The organism is Marinobacter albus (assembly GCF_030238305.1).
Lineage (GTDB): Bacteria > Pseudomonadota > Gammaproteobacteria > Pseudomonadales > Oleiphilaceae > Marinobacter > Marinobacter albus.
Genome location: NZ_JASSQD010000001.1, coordinates 2,396,769 through 2,413,652 on the forward strand (window position 1 = coordinate 2,396,769; position 16,884 = coordinate 2,413,652).

16 protein-coding genes and 1 tRNA gene are annotated in these 16,884 nt (G+C 58.1%); 7 read left to right on the forward strand and 10 right to left on the reverse strand.

Annotated elements, in window-relative coordinates; all coding sequences use genetic code 11:
* Positions 1–51: 51 nt before the first annotated feature.
* The gene (locus tag QQF73_RS11120) at positions 52–1,065 is read left to right on the forward strand and encodes a class I fructose-bisphosphate aldolase (RefSeq protein ID WP_285368230.1); all 1,014 of its coding nucleotides are present in this window, start codon (positions 52–54) and stop codon (positions 1,063–1,065) included.
* Here QQF73_RS11120 and QQF73_RS11125 read toward each other — a convergent pair whose 3' ends face one another.
* From QQF73_RS11125 to QQF73_RS11155, 7 genes are all read right to left on the reverse strand, one after another.
* Entirely contained in the window at positions 1,066–2,058 is a 993-nt protein-coding gene (locus QQF73_RS11125) for an MBL fold metallo-hydrolase (protein ID WP_425607954.1), read from the reverse strand.
* Between the two features lie 127 nt (positions 2,059–2,185).
* Positions 2,186–3,163: a tRNA dihydrouridine synthase gene (locus QQF73_RS11130; RefSeq protein WP_285368231.1), complete on the reverse strand. Its 978-nt coding sequence runs from the start codon at positions 3,161–3,163 to the stop codon at positions 2,186–2,188.
* A gap of 285 nt (positions 3,164–3,448) precedes the next feature.
* A complete protein-coding gene (locus tag QQF73_RS11135; protein ID WP_219865399.1) occupies positions 3,449–3,667 on the reverse strand; it encodes a DUF2835 domain-containing protein in 219 nt (72 codons plus the stop codon).
* Positions 3,668–3,672: 5 nt separating this feature from the next.
* The gene (htpG, locus tag QQF73_RS11140; protein WP_285368232.1) at positions 3,673–5,565 is read right to left on the reverse strand and encodes a molecular chaperone HtpG; all 1,893 of its coding nucleotides are present in this window, start codon (positions 5,563–5,565) and stop codon (positions 3,673–3,675) included.
* Positions 5,566–5,784: 219 nt separating this feature from the next.
* Positions 5,785–6,219: a PaaI family thioesterase gene (locus QQF73_RS11145; protein ID WP_285368233.1), complete on the reverse strand. Its 435-nt coding sequence runs from the start codon at positions 6,217–6,219 to the stop codon at positions 5,785–5,787.
* Entirely contained in the window at positions 6,216–6,686 is a 471-nt protein-coding gene (locus QQF73_RS11150) for a PaaI family thioesterase (RefSeq protein ID WP_285368234.1), read from the reverse strand. The genes QQF73_RS11145 and QQF73_RS11150 overlap by 4 nt, the downstream gene beginning before the upstream one ends.
* An 18-nt stretch (positions 6,687–6,704) precedes the next feature.
* Positions 6,705–7,445, reverse strand: a complete 741-nt coding sequence (locus tag QQF73_RS11155) for a DUF599 domain-containing protein (protein ID WP_219865395.1) — start codon at positions 7,443–7,445, stop codon at positions 6,705–6,707.
* Positions 7,446–7,636: 191 nt separating this feature from the next.
* Between QQF73_RS11155 and QQF73_RS11160 the strand changes: the two genes are divergently transcribed.
* The 4 genes from QQF73_RS11160 to QQF73_RS11175 all read left to right on the forward strand — a co-directional run bounded on the left by QQF73_RS11160 (position 7,637) and on the right by QQF73_RS11175 (position 11,716).
* Positions 7,637–8,884, forward strand: a complete 1,248-nt coding sequence (locus tag QQF73_RS11160) for a M48 family metalloprotease (protein ID WP_285368305.1) — start codon at positions 7,637–7,639, stop codon at positions 8,882–8,884.
* A 172-nt stretch (positions 8,885–9,056) separates the two neighbouring features.
* Positions 9,057–9,602, forward strand: a complete 546-nt coding sequence (locus QQF73_RS11165; RefSeq protein WP_219865394.1) for a hypothetical protein — start codon at positions 9,057–9,059, stop codon at positions 9,600–9,602.
* Positions 9,602–10,789 carry an iron-containing alcohol dehydrogenase gene (locus QQF73_RS11170; RefSeq protein ID WP_219865393.1) on the forward strand — a complete coding sequence of 396 codons (1,188 nt, stop codon included), beginning with the start codon at positions 9,602–9,604 and terminating at the stop codon, positions 10,787–10,789. Before QQF73_RS11165 ends, QQF73_RS11170 begins: the two co-directional genes overlap by 1 nt.
* A gap of 147 nt (positions 10,790–10,936) precedes the next feature.
* The gene (locus tag QQF73_RS11175; protein WP_285368235.1) at positions 10,937–11,716 is read left to right on the forward strand and encodes a substrate-binding periplasmic protein; all 780 of its coding nucleotides are present in this window, start codon (positions 10,937–10,939) and stop codon (positions 11,714–11,716) included.
* Between the two features lie 8 nt (positions 11,717–11,724).
* On the opposite strand, the gene QQF73_RS11180 is transcribed toward QQF73_RS11175, so the two are convergent.
* Complete coding sequence (locus tag QQF73_RS11180) at positions 11,725–14,211, reverse strand: ABC transporter permease (RefSeq protein ID WP_285368236.1); 2,487 nt, start codon at positions 14,209–14,211, stop codon at positions 11,725–11,727.
* Positions 14,211–14,930, reverse strand: a complete 720-nt coding sequence (locus QQF73_RS11185; protein ID WP_219865926.1) for an ABC transporter ATP-binding protein — start codon at positions 14,928–14,930, stop codon at positions 14,211–14,213. The genes QQF73_RS11180 and QQF73_RS11185 overlap by 1 nt, the downstream gene beginning before the upstream one ends.
* A gap of 62 nt (positions 14,931–14,992) precedes the next feature.
* On the opposite strand from QQF73_RS11185, the gene QQF73_RS11190 reads away from it, so the two are divergent.
* Entirely contained in the window at positions 14,993–15,622 is a 630-nt protein-coding gene (locus QQF73_RS11190; protein ID WP_219865391.1) for an arylesterase, read from the forward strand.
* A 23-nt stretch (positions 15,623–15,645) separates the two neighbouring features.
* On the opposite strand, the gene QQF73_RS11195 is transcribed toward QQF73_RS11190, so the two are convergent.
* Complete coding sequence (locus QQF73_RS11195; protein WP_219865390.1) at positions 15,646–16,650, reverse strand: YheT family hydrolase; 1,005 nt, start codon at positions 16,648–16,650, stop codon at positions 15,646–15,648.
* Between the two features lie 123 nt (positions 16,651–16,773).
* On the opposite strand from QQF73_RS11195, the gene QQF73_RS11200 reads away from it, so the two are divergent.
* A tRNA-Asn gene (locus QQF73_RS11200) sits at positions 16,774–16,849 on the forward strand.
* Positions 16,850–16,884 lie beyond the last annotated feature (35 nt).

The window sequence follows — 16,884 nt, forward strand, 5'->3', positions numbered from 1 at the left end:
GAGCCATCTTCCACAAGCCGTCAAACCGAAACCCGATATGGAGGAGCCAACATGAGCATTCAGGGTGAACTCGCTGCAACCATTGAGGATCTTATCCAGCCGGGTCAGGGAATTCTTGCCGCCGATGAGAGCCACCCCACCATTGCCAAACGGTTTACCGCAGTGGGCGTTGAATCCAGCGAAGAAAAACGCCGGGAATATCGAAGCCTGATCCTGTCCGCGCCCGGGCTCGGGGAATTCATCAGCGGCGTCATACTGTTCGAAGAAACTCTGGGCCAGAACAGCCTGGACGACATCCCGATCCCGCAATTACTGGAGAACCAGCGTATTGTCCCGGGCATCAAAGTGGATAAGGGCAAGAAACCGTTGATCAATGCACCGGGTGATGAAATCACCTTCGGACTGGATGGTCTGGATGATCGGCTGGAAATCTTCAAGAACCGGGGTGCGCGGTTCGCCAAGTGGCGGGATGTTTTCCATATCTCGGACACGCTACCTTCCCGGCAAGCTGTGGAAGCCAACGCTGAGGTGCTGGCACGCTATGCCGCGCTCTGCCAGTCCATGGGAATTGTTCCGATTGTCGAGCCGGAAGTGCTGATCGACGGCGGCCACAGCATCGACCGGTGCGCAGATGTCAGCAAAACGGTACTGAGGGAGGTCTTTATTGCACTCGCCCGGCACAGAGTCCAGTTGGAGCACATGATCCTGAAACCCAGCATGGTGACACCCGGGAAAGAGTCCGCCAAGGCAACGCCCGAAGAGGTTGCTGAAGCGACAATTTCGGTGTTCAGACAGGTGGTCCCGGCGGCGGTGCCGGGAATCAATTTCCTGTCTGGTGGCCAGACTCCGGAGGAGGCAACGCTGAATCTGAATGCAATGAACTGTCTAGGTAACCAACCCTGGGCGCTGAGCTTTTCCTACGGTCGGGCGCTACAGGAACCGGCCCAGAAAGCCTGGGCCGGTAGACTGGAGAACGGTCCTGCGGCCCAGGAGGCAATCCTGAAACGGGCGCGACTCAACGGCGCCGCCCGCGCTGGCACCTACAGTCCCGAGATGGAAGCGTGACTAGTCACAGCCCTCTGTGCAGTTTGCATCACTGTCAAACGACATGGTTTGGCCGCTCAGTGGCACGTGCACAGGTACTTTGACCAAATCCCGGAACAGTGAGGTGCGCGTACCCTGTTTCAGCTCTCCCCCCGCCGTCGCTGGCTCGTTGGCGTGAGAGGCAATGACCGCCTTTGGTTCGATCAGATCGTTAATGACATAGGCGGCCTCTTTGGGACCCGTGGTGTAGGTGTCGCCGATATTCATGACCACCAGTTGAGCACCGTAGTGGTCTTTGACCACCAGTTCCTGCTCGGCGGTGATGCCGGTGTCCCCAGACAGGTAAACCACCAGGCCATTGGAAAAGGTCAGGACATAACCGGTGGGCGGTCCAACGCTGGCGCCCACACCCGCCTGCTTCAAATGCTCTGCCAGCGGCCCGGTAAGGAAACCGGGGGATACGCCATTGCTGTGCACCGCAGGCACCGTGGTAATCGCCACGCCGCCCAGTTCACGTTCGGCACCAAAACGCACCAGCATGGAATTGGCAGCGTCACCGCCAGCCGCCTTCAATTTGGCCGCGAAGAACGCGGGCATTTCACTCCCGGTGACAATCTTGGCCTGCTTCTTCACCGCAATATCAACGCTGTTGGATTGTGGCAGAGTCGACACCGAGGTATCCGGTGAGGCGCAGGTTCCCGCGTTGGTCTTGGCGATGCGCTGATCACCGACATGATCCCCGTGCATGTGCGAGACCAGGATCACGTTGATATTACCGAGCCGCGGATCGTCCGGTCCGGCTACGGTGCGCCCGGCATCGTACAAAATCCGGGTGCCGTTGGGATCTTCAAAGACCAGTGCCCGGTCGCGGCTGCAGAATTCGCCATCGTGACTACCGAGCGGCGTTACCTTGACGTTACCCTCTGCGGCACCGGCACTTGAGACCAGTCCCATCGCCAGCAAATACCCACCGGCGACCCATGCAGGTGCCCATTGTTTCGTTCGTTCGAACATCGCTCGTTCCTCCCGGATGATTTCGCCTTCATAACGTACTTCGTTACGAATACATCGACATTCTGTACCAGTGTAGTTGGTAATCAGGGAGCACCAGCGGAAGGGATTGCGGGCGAAAATGGATGCGTCAGGCCGCCCGCTCCTGACCGTTTGCGACGGGTGGCACTTCCTCGAGACTGGCCAGCATGGGGGCCACTTCGCGGATCTTGCGGGCCTTCGGCCAGACCCCTTCCGCTTCCGGAAAACCCTGACGAAGGAAATTCATCCACTGCTTGATGCGGCCGGTCACATAACGGTCCTCGAGCCAGCCCTGCAGCACTTCGGCGTATTCCCGGACCAGAGCTACCGCTTCCGGCCAGGTCATATCGGCAATCTCCTCACCCCGCTGACTGGCTTTGATCTTGCGGGCCAGGTCCGGGCGCGCGATCAGGCCACGCCCGATCATCACATCGGCGCAGCCGGAGACCTCGCGGCAGCGCCAGTAATCGGCCACCGTCCATATCTCGCCATTGGCAATAACATGGGCGGAGACCGCCTCGCGCACCTTGGCAATTTCCTCCCAGTATGCCGGCGGCTTGTATCCGTCTACCTTGCTACGGGCATGTATCACAATCTCCGACGCTCCGGCCGCCTCAAGAGCCTGGCCACAGGCAACCCCCATGGACCGATCGTCGTAGCCCAGGCGCATCTTGGCTGTCACCGGAATATGGTCCGGCACAGCCTTGCGCACTGCAGCAGTGATGCCGTGCATCAGTTCCGGCTCACGCATCAGCACGCAGCCACCCTTGTGCCGATTGACCGTCTTGGCCGGACAGCCAAAGTTGATATCCACCTGGGTCGCACCCAATTCCACTGCCCGGGCCCCATGCCGCCCCATCTGCTCCGGGTCAGACCCCAGAAGCTGAACGGCCACAGGCGTGCCCACTTCGGTCAGTGACCGGTTGTGTAGCTCTGGTGCGTACTTGTAGAAAACACGGGGGGGCAACATGCCATGAGTCACGCGAACAAACTCAGTGACACACCGGTCGATGCCGCCGACTTTCGTCAGGGTTTCGCGTATGGGTGCGTCAACCAGCCCTTCCATCGGGGCAAGGATTATTCGCATGTCGGCTCCGGAAGTGGTTAAAGATTAAGCGGGCCGGCATTGTAGTCAGTTTCTGAGGCAGATTGAAGCGCAAGGTTTCGGCCTTGCGGCGAAGTTACTGAGAGATGGCGTAGTTCACGCAATAATCCGCCAGCACCTTGCTCTGTTTTTTCCACTGCTCAGACCAGGATCTCATCCACGGGGACATCACACAACTCCTTCGCTGAAGTGCATATCCCTAAGATAGTTGAGAAAACGGGTTGATGATAAATCAAAGAAAGAAAATACGTTTTAAGCTATTGGCTATCACAACCGTTCAATGGAGGCGAACTTGCCCTGATTGTCGAAAACAATGCGGAAGGAGCCGCGCACACCGTCGCGGAGATAGAAGCGGGACAGAATACGGGCCGGGAAACGGACTGAGCGTCCGTCCCGGGCCGTGGTGTGAACATCTCTGGCAACGCCCTGATAGAGTTTGAGCCACTCATCAGGGCTGATGCTCAGATCCACGATGATCTGCTGCATAGAGCTTAGTTGGCCAGCTCCAGCAACAGACGGTTCAGACGGGTCACATAGGCACCCGGATCCTGCAGTTGCTCGCCACTGGCCAGGGTGGCCTGATCAAGCAGTACTGCAGAGAGCTCGCCGAAGCGCTCTTCGCCCTTTTCGTTTTCCAGGCGCTGGACCAACGGGTGGTCCACGTTGATTTCAAAGATCGGCTTGCTGTCGGGAACCTTCTGGCCAGCCGCTTCCATGATCTTCTTCATCTGGGCACCCATGTCAAAGTCCCCGACAACCAGACAGGCTGGCGAATCGGTCAGACGGTTGGTAACCCGAACCTCCTGAACGCGATCATCCAGGGCGGTCTTGATACGCTCCAGCAGTTCCTTGTGCTCCTCGGCCGCCTCTTCCTTGTGCTTCTTGTCCTCTTCAGTTTCCACTTCGCCGAGATCCAGGTCACCGCGCGCGACGTCTTGGAACTGCTTGCCGTCGTACTCGTTCAGGTACCCCATCATCCACTCGTCGATACGATCCGAGAGAATCAGGACCTCAATACCCTTCTTGCGGAAAACTTCCAGGTGCGGGCTGCTCTTGGCCGCCATGAAGTTATCGGCCGTAATGTAGTAGATCTTCTTCTGACCGTCTTGCATCCGCTCGATGTACTGGTCCAGCGATACGTTCTGGGTGCTTTCCCCAGTGTGGGTGGACGCAAACCGCAGCAAGCCGGCAATCTTTTCGCGATTGCTGAAGTCTTCAGCCGGGCCTTCTTTCAGCACGGTTCCGAACTCGCCCCAGAACTTCTGGTACTGGTCCGGGTCTTTCTTGGCCAGTTTGGACAGCATGTCCAGCACCCGCTTGGTCAGCGCGGAGCGAATACTTTCCACCGTGCTGTCATTCTGGAGAATTTCACGGGAGACGTTCAGGGACAGATCGTTTGAATCGATCACACCCTTGGCAAACCGCAGGTACAGCGGCAGGAACTGCTCGGCATCGTCCATAATGAAAACCCGCTGCACATAGAGCTTCAGACCACGCGGTGCTTCCCGGTTGTAAAGATCGAACGGAGCACGGGCCGGAATGTACAGCAGACTGGTGTAATCAAGCTTGCCTTCCACCTTGTTGTGGGACCAGGTCAGCGGATCCTCAAAGTCGTGGGCAATATGCTTGTAGAACTCCTTGTACTCTTCGTCCTTGATCTCGGTACGCGGCAGGGTCCAGAGAGCGGTAGCGTCGTTGACGGTTTCGTCTTTGCCCTTCTCTTCCTCGTCCTCGGATTCGGATTTCATGACCACCGGGAAGGAAATGTGATCCGAGTATTTCTTCACAAGATTGCGCAACCGGAAGCCGTCGGCAAATTCGGTGGCATCCTTTTTCAGGTGGATCACAATCTCGGTGCCGCGATTTTCCCGATTAACCTGCTCGATGGAAAATTCGCCGTCGCCTTTGGACTCCCAATGCACGCCCTCTTCCGCCGGAGCGCCTGCACGGCGAGTGAAGACATCAACCTTGTCGGCCACAATAAAGGAAGAGTAGAAACCAACACCGAACTGACCAATCAGTTTGCTGTCCTTCTTCTCGTCCCCGGAGAGCTGCTTGAGGAATTCCGCGGTACCTGAACGAGCAATGGTGCCGAGATTCTGGACGACGTCGTCGCGGGTCATGCCGATGCCGTTGTCCGTCAGCGTGATGGTGTTCGCCTCTTTGTCGTAGTCCAACCGGATTTTCAGCTCCGGATCGCCCTCGTACAGACTGTCGTCCTTCAAGGCGGCAAAGCGCAGTTTGTCCTCGGCGTCCGAGGCGTTCGAAATCAGCTCACGAAGGAAGATTTCCTTGTTGGAATAGAGGGAGTGGATCATCAGGTGAAGCAGCTGCTTCACTTCGGTCTGAAAACCCAGGGTCTCTTTTTGCGACTCAACCGTCATGGCGTCTAAATCTCCTGATTTTAACTCACAGTTCAGAGAAGGAAGTGCAGAGGTTTTTCCAAAACCGAGCGGAGCCGTGTCTGGCAGAGCCGAGCGCACAAGGGCGTATTCGCAGCGAGTTTCAGCAAAACCTCTGTGCTTGCTTCAGCACGGATTTTTTGTCTTGCTGCAAAAGTGGGGGCGTGCCAGAGCTTTTCAAGCCCCGGCCGCGTGGGGAAATCAGTCTTCCATGAGAAAGTGGGCGCGCGCCGTGGCAATAGGCTGGGAACGGGATTTCTGCCACGCGGTGACCATGACATTGGCAACACGATTGCCCTGGCGGGTGAGACGGCATTCTGCGTAGGTTTCGCGGTTCAGGCCGGCCCGCAGGTAATCCAGCGAAAAATCCACGATGCGGGGCATACGCATGCTGTCCTGTGACATCATCAGGTAGATCGCAGCCGACAGTTCCATAAATCCACCGATCACACCACCATGTATCGCCGGCAGAATCGGGTTACCCAGGTTTTCCTCCTTTTTCGGCAGGCGGAAGATAAGGTCATCGCCAAACTGGTCACACTCCAGCCCGATGAAGGTGGCGTACGGAATACTTTGCAGCAGACGGGAAAAATCGCCGGTTTCCCGCGTGTAGCGGTAGATTTCGGGATCGGTCATTCGCCACCTCCGGTGATCAGATCACGGTAGTGCTTGGGCGAGGCCTCCTTTCCGATACGCATGAAGGTGCCGACGCAGTTGGCGATGGTCTCCCCACCTTCCTGGTAGGCCTCGCAGCGGGTGAAGATGATATTGCGGGTGACCTTGTAGGTTTCCGCTCGGGCATAGACCGGCTTGTGGGGCTCTGCCGGTCGCATGTAATCCACCCGAAGGTCCAGTGTCGGGCACAGCTCGAAGTCATCCAGCGCGCAGAGAATGACCGACCCTGACGCCGTGTCCATGAGCGTGGTGATCGCGCCACCGTGGATGACGCCGGTATCGGGGTTCCCGATGATCCGGTCGCTATAGGGCAGGCACAGGGTGAGGCTCCCTTCCCTGGCCTCGATTACCGACAGGCCCAACTCCTGGGCCTGCTTGAGGGTATCAATGAACCGGGTAACCCGGTTTAGGCGGATAGCATCGTTCATTCAGGACAAACCTGTGAATCAAGAATTGGACTTTTCATTTTTCTCGGACTTACCCGGCACCGGTTCCTCGAACACTTTGCCCGAGCGCAACGCAAAGAGCGCGTCGGAGCAGAATTCCCGCCGATAAAGAACAACCACGACCAGTGTAGAGGCGGCCATAAAGACAACCGGATGGATGAACCAGCCGACCACGGCAAGGGCGTAGTAGTATGACCGCAATCCGAGGTTGAAGGCATCGCCTGCAAGATTACAGACATTCCCGGCGCTGCGGGCAAACGCCTCGCGACCAGCCGGGCTGGTTTTGGTGTCATCCGGTGGTGGAGCGCTGCCGACCATCACCGACACGAAATTGTACATCCGCATGGACCAGGTGAACTTGAAGAAGGCGTAAATGAAGACCACCAGCAAGACCACCATCCTCAGTTCCCAGACTTCGCGGCTCGGTAGGGTACCGAACGGCATGGTGCTGAACACCTCCATAACTTCCTGGGTATAACCGAGGGCGGTGATGATACCGGCCAGGATCAGCAAACAGCTGGAGGCAAAAAACGCCCCGTTGCGCTCCAGGTTACCGACCACCGAGGCGTCGGCAATGCGGTTTTCGCGCCGAAGCATCACGCGCATCCAGTCCTCCCGATACAGATCGAGGGTATTGGAAAGACACGGCCGATCTCCGGCCCGGCGCTTGGAGTAATGGCTGTAGCCCAGCCAACAGAGCAGAAACCAGAGTAATGCGATCAGTTCGAGGAAATTACTCATGTAACGCCTTAGAGCCAGAATTCGGAGTGAAACGTCGAGGGAACAGATACTTATAATACGCTAAGGTCGGTGGCGTCACCACAACCAGGGGGATTTCCAGCCAACCAAAGCCGTGCAATGATGTGCTATAACGTTGCGAAATGCCGTGAAGGGAGTTCCGTGTGAATCAGTTCGTATTGAAACGTTGCGTAATGCTGCTGGTGCTGGCTCTGGCGGTGACTGGCTGCTCCGTCAATCCGGTGACCGGCGAGAGCCAGTTGTCCCTGATTGATGAAAATCAGGAGCTGGCCATGGGTGCAGAGCAGTATACACCTACCCAGCAAACCCAGGGAGGTCAGTTCTACCTGGATCCGGAGCTCACCCTCTACGTCCGTGAGGTGGGGCAGAAACTGGCTCAGGTCAGTGACCGACCGGACCTTCCCTATGAATTTGCGATCCTGAACAGCAGCGTGCCCAATGCCTGGGCGCTCCCCGGCGGCAAAATCGCCATCAACCGCGGCCTGTTGACCGAACTGGACGACGAAGCCCAACTGGCCTCGGTGATCGGCCATGAGATTGTACACGCAGCAGCGCGACACAGTGTCCAGCGCATGCAGCAGGGGATGCTGATCAGCGCCGGAGTTGCCGGACTGGGATTTGCTCTCTCCGACAATGAGTGGGCGGGCCTGCTCATGGGTGGCGCCGCCGTGGGCGCCCAGCTGGCGCTTGCGCAATACAGCCAGTCCGATGAACTGGAATCGGATTACTACGGCATTCTGTACATGAAAAAAGCTGGCTACGACCCGACCGCGGCCGTTGAGCTTCAGCAGTTGTTCCTGGAACTGTCCGAGGGCAAGGAGAGCGACTTTATCCAGGGCATGTTTGCCACTCACCCGCCCTCGGCGAAGCGGGTACAGAAGAATCGGGAACTCGTCAATAAAGTCGGTGCCGGAGGCTACCGTGGGGAAGACGTTTTTGAACGCAAACTGGCAACCCTCCGCAAGCTCCAGCCAGCCTATGATGCCCATGAGAAGGCAATGAAACTGGCCTCTGACGGGGACATGAAAGCGGCGCTTGAGAACATCACCGAGGCCATTCGCCTGGCTCCGGATGAGGCCCTGTTCTACAGCCTGCGAGGCCGCATTTACCAGGAACAGAAGAAACTTGAGCAAGCCTCGGCGGATTTTGAGAAAGCCGTTTCCCTTTACCCTGAAATGTTCGTTTACCGGCTGTACAACGGCCTGAACGCGCTGGCACTCAATAATCTCGATAAAGCCCGGGCCAACCTGGAGCGCGCCAATCAGGTGGTCCCCACATCCATAGCCTTCCTGCGCCTGGGCGACATTGCTGCCAAAGAGAATCGCCGCGATGAAGCCATAGCCTATTACAGCAAAGCGGTCGAAGCCGGGGGCGACGTTGCCAAGGAGGCACGTCAGAAACTGGAAGCGCTCACCGGCTGATCAGCCCCATGCTGCTCGGAAGCAAGCCGGCGGACAGCCCCATCCGCCGGCTTTTTTTATGCCCGACGCCCGGGTTTGCCCTGCTGACGCAGATTAAACGTCATTGCCACATTGACTTTTAGAGCAATAACTCTAAAAATCAGGTTACACCAACAACAAATGGATGACGGCCATGCTAGCGAAACGTATCCAGCCGATGATTTTCCAGGCTCGTCGCCTGTACGTGGAGATGATGTTCCAGGTGATGGGACGTGCGTTGCAGGCAGTGAGTGAAGTGGATGATTCGGTCAAAAATGAGGCCCGGGCCCTGCCCGAAGGGTTTCTCTTCGAGATGATGGTCATGCCGGATGGGCCGCGACTGATTGTCGAGCATACCGGCCTCGGCCGTTTCCATTTTCATGGCGACTCGGCGCCCCGACCGATCGACCTGTCAATCCAGTTCAAACACATCGCCCACGCCTTTCTGGTGCTCTCGTTCCAGGAAAAGACATCCGTAGCCTTTGCCAACGACCGCATGCTCGTTGATGGCGATATCAGCTACGCCGTTCGCATGACCCGCGTGTTGAACCGGCTTGAGTCATTTATTCTTCCAAAACTGATTGCCCAAAGGGCGGTAAAGGAATACCCCGCCAACCTTCACCTGCCGGAAAAGCTGATCAGCGCGGCAAGAATCTACCTGAAGGTTGCTACCAATTTCGTTGAGACGGTGAGAGCGTAATGACCAACAAATACTATGAGTTCTTTTGTCCGGTAAAAGTGATCGCCGGCAAGTCAGCCCTGGAGCATATCCCCTACGAATTGACCGGACTGGCAGCGAAACGACCCATGATTGTGACGGACAAGGGTGTGCGTGCCGCCGGCCTGCTCGACCCTGTCATCGCGGCGTGCGAGGAAAGTGGTCTGGAAATTGTCAGCATTTACGATGACGTGCCTCCGGACTCCTCGACCACAGTCGTCCGGGACATCGCCGGCATCTACCGCCAGGAAAAATGTGACTCGATCATCGCTGTTGGCGGTGGCTCCGCCATCGATACCGGCAAGGCCGTAAACATTCTGGTGTCCGAAGGTGGCGACAATATCGCCAAATACAGTGGCGCCGGGATCATCAAGCATCCACTAAAGCCATTCTTTGTTGTGCCGACAACCGCGGGCACGGGCTCGGAAGTCACCTCTGTCGCCGTCATTACAGACGAGGCCAAGGGCGTCAAACTGCCCTTCACCTCATCCTTCCTGCTGCCCAATGCCGCCATTATTGATCCAAGAATGACCCTGACGCTGCCGCCGCACATCACCGCGGCCACAGCGATGGATGCCATGACACACGCCACCGAGGCCTTCACCTGCATGGCCAAGAATCCGCTCAGTGATGCCTACGCCACCGCAGCGGTGAAGAAGATCAGCCACTCCCTGCTGCATGTCATGGACAACCCCAAAGACACCGACGGCCGCCTGGAACTGGCCCAGGCGTCAACGATGGCCGGCATCGCGTTTTCCAACTCCATGGTGGGCCTGGTGCATGCCCTTGGGCATGCGACCGGTGCCATCTGTCACCTTCCCCATGGCCTGTGCATGAGCCTGTATCTGCCCTACGTGCTTGAGTACAACCTTGAAGAAATTCGCGCCCCGCTGGGCGAACTCCTGCTTTACCTTGAAGGGCCCGAGGTCTACTCCGCCACACCGTCCAGCCGCCGCGCCGAGGCCAGCATCTCTGCCCTTCGGAAGCTCCGGGATCAGTTGTACAAGCGCTGCCAGTTGCCACGCACGCTCAAGGAAACCGGCAAGGTGCAGGAAGAACAGCTCGATCACATTGCCGAGATGGCTCTGGACGATGGATCAATCATGTTCAACCCGAAGGAAGTTACCCTGGAAGACGCCCGCGCGGTTTTGCGACGGGCCTGGGCATAACTCACGACGGGGTCCCAGCGAGGGCCCCTTTTTTTCAGTCACTTGCAGACAAAACAATGATTGAATTTATCTAACAAAAGCGTAACAATTGTGGCCACACTGGCAGGGAGTAAGCCGGGTACAACTTTACACAGTGAAGAGTCCTGCATGATGATGCGAAAACGGTCTCGCCGATTGATTCCTGCCGTGCAACTCGCCGCACTTGTAATCTGGGCCGTGACCCTCAGTTCCGAAGCCATCGCCGCCGCAGACAGTAAAACCTTCCATTTCAATGTCTCTCCGAATGGCTATCCGCCGTACCTCATCGTAAACGAGAGCCAACCCTCCGGCATCATGTGGGATGTGGTCTCGCTTATCGGAGAGCGTCTCGGTTACAAGGTCGTGCCGGAGAAAGTCCCCAGAAAACGGGTGGATGAAATGCTGCTCGAGGGTTTTATTGACGGCACCCCCCGGGCAATCGAATGGACCACCGAGCCGGAGCGCTTCCTGTTCACCGACGCGGTAGTGCCCATTGAGGAAGTCTTCTTCATTCCCGCCGAGTCCGACCTGACCTTCCGGTCGCCAGAGGATCTTTTCTCAAAGACCGTCGTTACCCATCTCGGTTACCAGTACCCCCTCCTGCAGGAACATTTTGATGCGGGAACCATCCAGCGTTTCGATGTTTCCCGGGATCGGGATATGTTCACGTTTGTGCTGCACGGTGAACGCTTTGACGCTGCCATCGCCGATAGACTGGTCGGCCAGTGGATCCTTCGCCGGGAGGGGCTCCAGGATCGCTTCCGGAGCACCCGTGAGGGTATCAGCAAGGTGGGGTTCCGTCTTATGCTCCGAAAAGACTGGCAGGACTTTGCCGAGGCCTTCAACGCCGAACTTAAAGACATTCGCGAGAACGGCGAACTGGAAGCCATCCTCGCGAACTACCGATAAGACCCGCTTCATTCCAACCGGCGAAGCAACAGCATGGGCGACACGCTCAGCACCGGGCTCAGCTGCCACCGACCGAACAGGGCCAGCACAACGGCGCTGATAAGCGGCACCGGCAACACCACCTGCCAATGCCAGCTGAAGTTACCCTCAAACATCCGGAACTGAAGAGCCCATACGGCTGCCTCGGCTGCAACCACGCCGAGCACTCCGGCAAAACCGCCCAGCAGCGCGAACTCCAGCATGGTGCTGCGCACCAGCAACGACTGACGACCGCCAAGGGTTCGCAGCAGGGCTCCCTCCCGCTGGCGATCCCGCAATGTGGCACTGACAACCGCCGCCATCACGACCAATGCAGCGGCGAGGATCAAAGCCAGAATGGCTTCAATCGCCTGCGTCACCTGGCGAACAATCTGCTGGATACGGTCAATAATATGATCGATCTCGAGCACTGAAATGGTTGGGAACTGCCTCGAGAAGTCATTCAGCGCGGTTTTCTTGTCAGTGGGCAGGTAGAAGCTGGTAATCCAGGTCGCCGGCATATCGGTCAGACCGCCCTCTGGCGGAAATGCCATGTAGAAATTAGGCTTCATGCTGTCCCATTGGACCGTACGAATGCTGGTGATCGATTCCGTCACCTTCTCTGAGCCAATGGTGAAGGTCAGTCGGTCTCCCAGAGACAGGCCTAAACGTTCGGCCAGCTCCGCCTCAACGGAAACCCCCTCGGTCTGGCCAGGGTCAAACCACTGGCCCTGAATAATTTCGTTATCCGTTGGCAGGGTCGACATCCAGGTCAGGTTCAGTTCTCGGTTCAACGCGCCCACGCGCTCATCCTTACTCACCGCCTCCTTCACCGGCCGCCCGTTCAACTCGGTCAGCCGGCCCCGAACCATTGGATACTGCTGGTTCAGGGGTTGCCCACGCTCCTGCCAGAAGGCACTGACCTCTTCAACGGCGTCAGGCGCGATATTGATGAGGAAGTGGTTGGGAGCGTCCGGGGGAAGCTGGGCCTGCCAATCGTCCAGGAGCGAGCTTCGCACCAGGACCAGGGTCGCTGCCAGCATCAGTGTCATCGCGAACACCGCCATCTGTGACAGGCTGGCACGACGATGCCGGTAGAGCCCGACCAGCGCGAGACGCCAGGCATTGCCGCCTCCCCTGACCCTACGCAGGGTTGCGACCAGCAGCCAGCCCAGGAGGCCCAGTGCACCGAGCAGCAGCACCAGCCCACCCAACAAGGCCGCCACCAGACTCAATTCGCCCGCGTACAACCAGACCAGCCCGAATACCGCAATGATCGCAATCGCGAAGTCCGGCAAAGCCTCACGCCCTCCTTCGCCCGGCTGGCTACGAAGCACGCGCATGGCCGGAACATCACGTAGCCGGCGAATGGGTGGATAGGCAAAGGCAAACAGGGAAACCAGGGCCGTCAGCAATGCCGGGGCCAACGCCGCCGGATCCAGGTAAAACTCGACCGGTCGCTCAAGCACATTACTCAGCAACCGGGTCAGCAACCAGAACAGGGGCAAGGCAACCAGCAGCCCGCCGACGATACCGGTCAGGCCCCAGAGTGCCAGGCGACGAAGGTACAGCTTGCCGATTCCCCGACTGCGAACCCCGAGCGTTTTCAGCAGCGCAACGGTGTCACGCTGGGACAGTGCATATTGCCTGCTTGCAACGGCAACGGCCACGGCCGCCAGTAAGACGGCAAGGCTGCCGCCCAGCAGCAGAAAACTCTCCGCGCGCTCCAGAGACCGCGAAAAGGTTTCCCCGTCCCGAACGCCCTCCCACTCGTGGCTGGGCTCCAGTCGCGACTGCAACCACTGGTAATAGCCCTCAAGCGCACCGTCATCGCCGGCAAACAGGTAGACATACTCGACCCGGCTGCCCTCCTGGATAACACCGGTTGAGGGCACGTCATCGGCGTGGATCATGATCCGTGGCGCCAGTGACGAGAGCCGGAACCCGCCGTCTGGCTCCCTGATCAGCAGGCCCGACACCCTGAGGTTCAGGTTCCCCACCTCCAGGGAGTCGCCGATGTTCAGTTCGAGCAGCCGCAGCAACCGTGGATTGATCCAGACCTCACCGGGTTTCGGGCCTGACCCGACCAGCTTTCTCGGTGCGTCCGCAGCGTCCTGAACCTCGATTTCACCACGCAGTGGATACTCGTCGCTGACGGCTTTTACGGACACCAGCTGAAAACCACCGCTGCCGAAGACCATGGTGGAGAACTCCACCATACGCCCCGTTTCCAGCCCCCTGGACTGGGCTTCGGTCAGCCACTCCCCGGGAATCTCCCGCCCGTTTTCAGCCTCCAGTTGCCGGTCGGCTGCAAGAAACGAGCTGGCAGACGACACAAGGGTACGCTGCAGCTGGCTGGCAAACAGCGCGATGGTAGCGACAGTGGCGACGGCAATGATCAACGCAGCAAGCACTACCCGTACATCACGCTCCCGCCAGTCCCGGCGAACCGACATCAACTTGCTTGCAGCCGCCATCAGTCAGCCAGCTCCCGGGCCGCTTCCGGCTCCGTCAGAATGCCTGCCTCAATATGGAACTGGCGGCCGCAGCGGGCCGCCAGATGTTCATCGTGAGTCACCATGACCAATGTCGTTCCCTGCTCACGGTTCAGTTCCATCAGCAGATCCGACACCGACTGGCCAGTGCGGTTATCGAGATTGCCGGTCGGCTCATCGGCAAACAGAATGACTGGGTCGGAGGCAAATGCCCGGGCGATCGCAACCCGTTGCTGCTCACCGCCGGACAACTGCCGGGGGGTATGGTTGAGACGCTCGCCCAGGCCAACCCTTTCCAGCAGTTCCCGCGCCCGGGCTTCCGGCGACTCCATCCCTGCCAACTCCAGCGGCAACATCACGTTCTCCCGGGCAGTCAGTGCCGGCAGTAACTGGAACGACTGGAAAACAAACCCCACCCGGCGCGCCCTGAGCTTCGCCCGCTCATCTTCGGTCAGCTTGCTGATCACGGAGCCGTCCAGTTCCACGGTTCCGTCACTGGGCGTGTCCAGACCTGCCAACAGGCCAAGCAATGTGGTTTTGCCCGAGCCGGACCGGCCGACGATGGCTACGGACTCTCCCCGATTGATTTCCAGACTGACCCCCTGCAAGATCGTCAACGTATCAGTTTCCAGGCTGACCCGGTGCGTAAGGTTGTCCACTCGTAACATGGTTTGTCGGCGCTCGGCGTTGAAATCGGTCATCTGGTTCACGGAAGCTCTCAATCCTTGGGTCAATAAACTGAATTAGGGTAAACGAATTGTCTATGAATACGGCACGACTGTCCGTCAGATCAATCCTTTTCGTTGTGCTCGCCTTACTGGCGATGCCGGCATTGGCCAATCAGAATACCTTGCTGATCATGGGGGACAGTCTCAGTGCCGCCTATGGCGTGCCATCCGAACGTGCCTGGGTGCAACTGCTCAAGGAGCGCCTGGACCAGAATGGGCTATCCCAGTGGCAGGTAATCAACGCCAGCATCAGTGGTGAAACCACCGACGGGGGCGCCAGACGTCTGCCGGATCTACTCAGGGAAAACGATCCGGATGTTGTCGTTATTGAGCTCGGTGGCAACGATGGCCTGCGGGGGTTTCCACCCAATGTCATCGAATCCAACCTGGCGGAAATGATTGAACAGGTCCAGCAAACTGGCGCTCGCACCGTGCTGGTGGGTATGCAGATACCACCAAACTACGGTCAGCGGTACACCGAGATGTTTGCGGATATTTTTCCGAAGTTATCGGACCGCTACAACACGGCATTGGTTCCCTTCTTTCTGCAGGGGGTCTACGACCGGGACGGGTTCATGCAGGACGATGGCCTCCACCCGTCAGAGGCGGCGCAGCCAAAACTGCTGGAAAATATCTGGCCCGTTCTCAAACAAAACCTGGAATAACCCTCCCCCGAGTGGGCACCGCTTTACACAAAGCCCTGCAGGAATGCGATTGCCCGGCGCTCGGACCAGTAATAACCGTCCCGGGCGTGCTCGACAAAACCTACGTGACCGCCCCAGCGTGGGGATTCAACCCGAACATGGGCGCCGAGTACGCTGCGGGATTCGGGAAAACACCGATCGGATAAAAACGGGTCATCAATGGCGTTAACCATCAGGGCCGGTACCCGGATATCTCGCAGGCGTCCCAGCGCCGAGGCCTGCGCCCAGTAATCTTCAGCATCCCGGAATCCATGCAGTGGAGCGGTGTAGCGGTCATCAAACTGGCGGAAATTACGAATCGATTCAAATCCCGAGACATCGATGATGTTCGGAAACTTTTCCGCCTTTTCCTTCATTTTACCGTGCAGATCGTTCAAGAAACGCTGCATGTAGATCTTCCTGCTGGGCCGGGAAAGCACGTCTGCACTACCGGCCAGGTCGCAGGGCACCGAGTAGGTGACAGCGCCGCAAATACGGCTATCAACCCGCTCTCCCTGTTCGCCCAGGTACAACAGGGTCAAATTGCCGCCCATGCTGAATCCGGACAGAAAAAGCCTGCTGTAGGAGCCTGCCAGGCCATGCCGGACCACCCGTTCCAGATCCCCCGTGGCGCCGCTGTGATAAAACCGGGGCTGACGGTTCATCACACCGCCGCAGGAGCGATAGTTCCAGGCAAGTACATCCCAGCCGGCACTCAAAAGCGCGCGGGTCAGACCCAGCACATAGGGCCTCCGGCTGTGCCCTTCCAGACCATGCGACACGATGGCCAGACGGTCACTGCCCTGACGGTACCAGTCCAGATGGAGCTCATCGTCATCGTCGGTGGGCAGGATTTCGGCCTGGGGCGCCACCATATCCACCTTGCGAAACAGTGTGGGCCAGATGGATTGCAGGTGACCATTTCGTAGCCAGGGCGGCGGCGCATATTGCATTCGCTCCAGCCTGACATTGGCGGGTAAAGGATAAGGGGCGGATTCAAAAGCGGTCATAACAACACCTCCCTGTCACTATGCACTGCCGAGCACTCACTTCCGTACAATTTTTAACCTTCTAATTCAGGGGGTTGACCCGGTCCACCAAAGCACTTAATATGCGCGCCACTTCGATACTGTTCCCCGATAGCTCAGTTGGTAGAGCAACGGACTGTTAATCCGTTTGTCGCTGGTTCGAGCCCAGCTCGGGGAGCCACTTTTCCGGAATGCCGCTACTTCATACGAAGCAGC

What these genes read in the sequence shown, in the direction of transcription:
- QQF73_RS11130 (WP_285368231.1), bottom strand. Translation starts at nt 3,163, where the DNA reads ATGCGAATAATCCTTGCCCCGATGGAAGGGCTGGTTGACGCACCCATA.
- QQF73_RS11190 (WP_219865391.1), top strand. Translation starts at nt 14,993, where the DNA reads ATGAATACGGCACGACTGTCCGTCAGATCAATCCTTTTCGTTGTGCTC.
- QQF73_RS11145 (WP_285368233.1), bottom strand. Translation starts at nt 6,219, where the DNA reads ATGACCGATCCCGAAATCTACCGCTACACGCGGGAAACCGGCGATTTT.
- QQF73_RS11150 (WP_285368234.1), bottom strand. Translation starts at nt 6,686, where the DNA reads ATGAACGATGCTATCCGCCTAAACCGGGTTACCCGGTTCATTGATACC.
- QQF73_RS11160 (WP_285368305.1), top strand. Translation starts at nt 7,637, where the DNA reads ATGCTGCTGGTGCTGGCTCTGGCGGTGACTGGCTGCTCCGTCAATCCG.
- QQF73_RS11185 (WP_219865926.1), bottom strand. Translation starts at nt 14,930, where the DNA reads ATGACCGATTTCAACGCCGAGCGCCGACAAACCATGTTACGAGTGGAC.
- QQF73_RS11120 (WP_285368230.1), top strand. Translation starts at nt 52, where the DNA reads ATGAGCATTCAGGGTGAACTCGCTGCAACCATTGAGGATCTTATCCAG.
- QQF73_RS11155 (WP_219865395.1), bottom strand. Translation starts at nt 7,445, where the DNA reads ATGAGTAATTTCCTCGAACTGATCGCATTACTCTGGTTTCTGCTCTGT.
- htpG (WP_285368232.1), bottom strand. Translation starts at nt 5,565, where the DNA reads ATGACGGTTGAGTCGCAAAAAGAGACCCTGGGTTTTCAGACCGAAGTG.
- QQF73_RS11175 (WP_285368235.1), top strand. Translation starts at nt 10,937, where the DNA reads ATGATGATGCGAAAACGGTCTCGCCGATTGATTCCTGCCGTGCAACTC.
- QQF73_RS11170 (WP_219865393.1), top strand. Translation starts at nt 9,602, where the DNA reads ATGACCAACAAATACTATGAGTTCTTTTGTCCGGTAAAAGTGATCGCC.
- QQF73_RS11135 (WP_219865399.1), bottom strand. Translation starts at nt 3,667, where the DNA reads ATGCAGCAGATCATCGTGGATCTGAGCATCAGCCCTGATGAGTGGCTC.
- QQF73_RS11180 (WP_285368236.1), bottom strand. Translation starts at nt 14,211, where the DNA reads ATGGCGGCTGCAAGCAAGTTGATGTCGGTTCGCCGGGACTGGCGGGAG.
- QQF73_RS11125 (WP_425607954.1), bottom strand. Translation starts at nt 2,058, where the DNA reads ATGTTCGAACGAACGAAACAATGGGCACCTGCATGGGTCGCCGGTGGG.
- QQF73_RS11165 (WP_219865394.1), top strand. Translation starts at nt 9,057, where the DNA reads ATGCTAGCGAAACGTATCCAGCCGATGATTTTCCAGGCTCGTCGCCTG.
- QQF73_RS11195 (WP_219865390.1), bottom strand. Translation starts at nt 16,650, where the DNA reads ATGACCGCTTTTGAATCCGCCCCTTATCCTTTACCCGCCAATGTCAGG.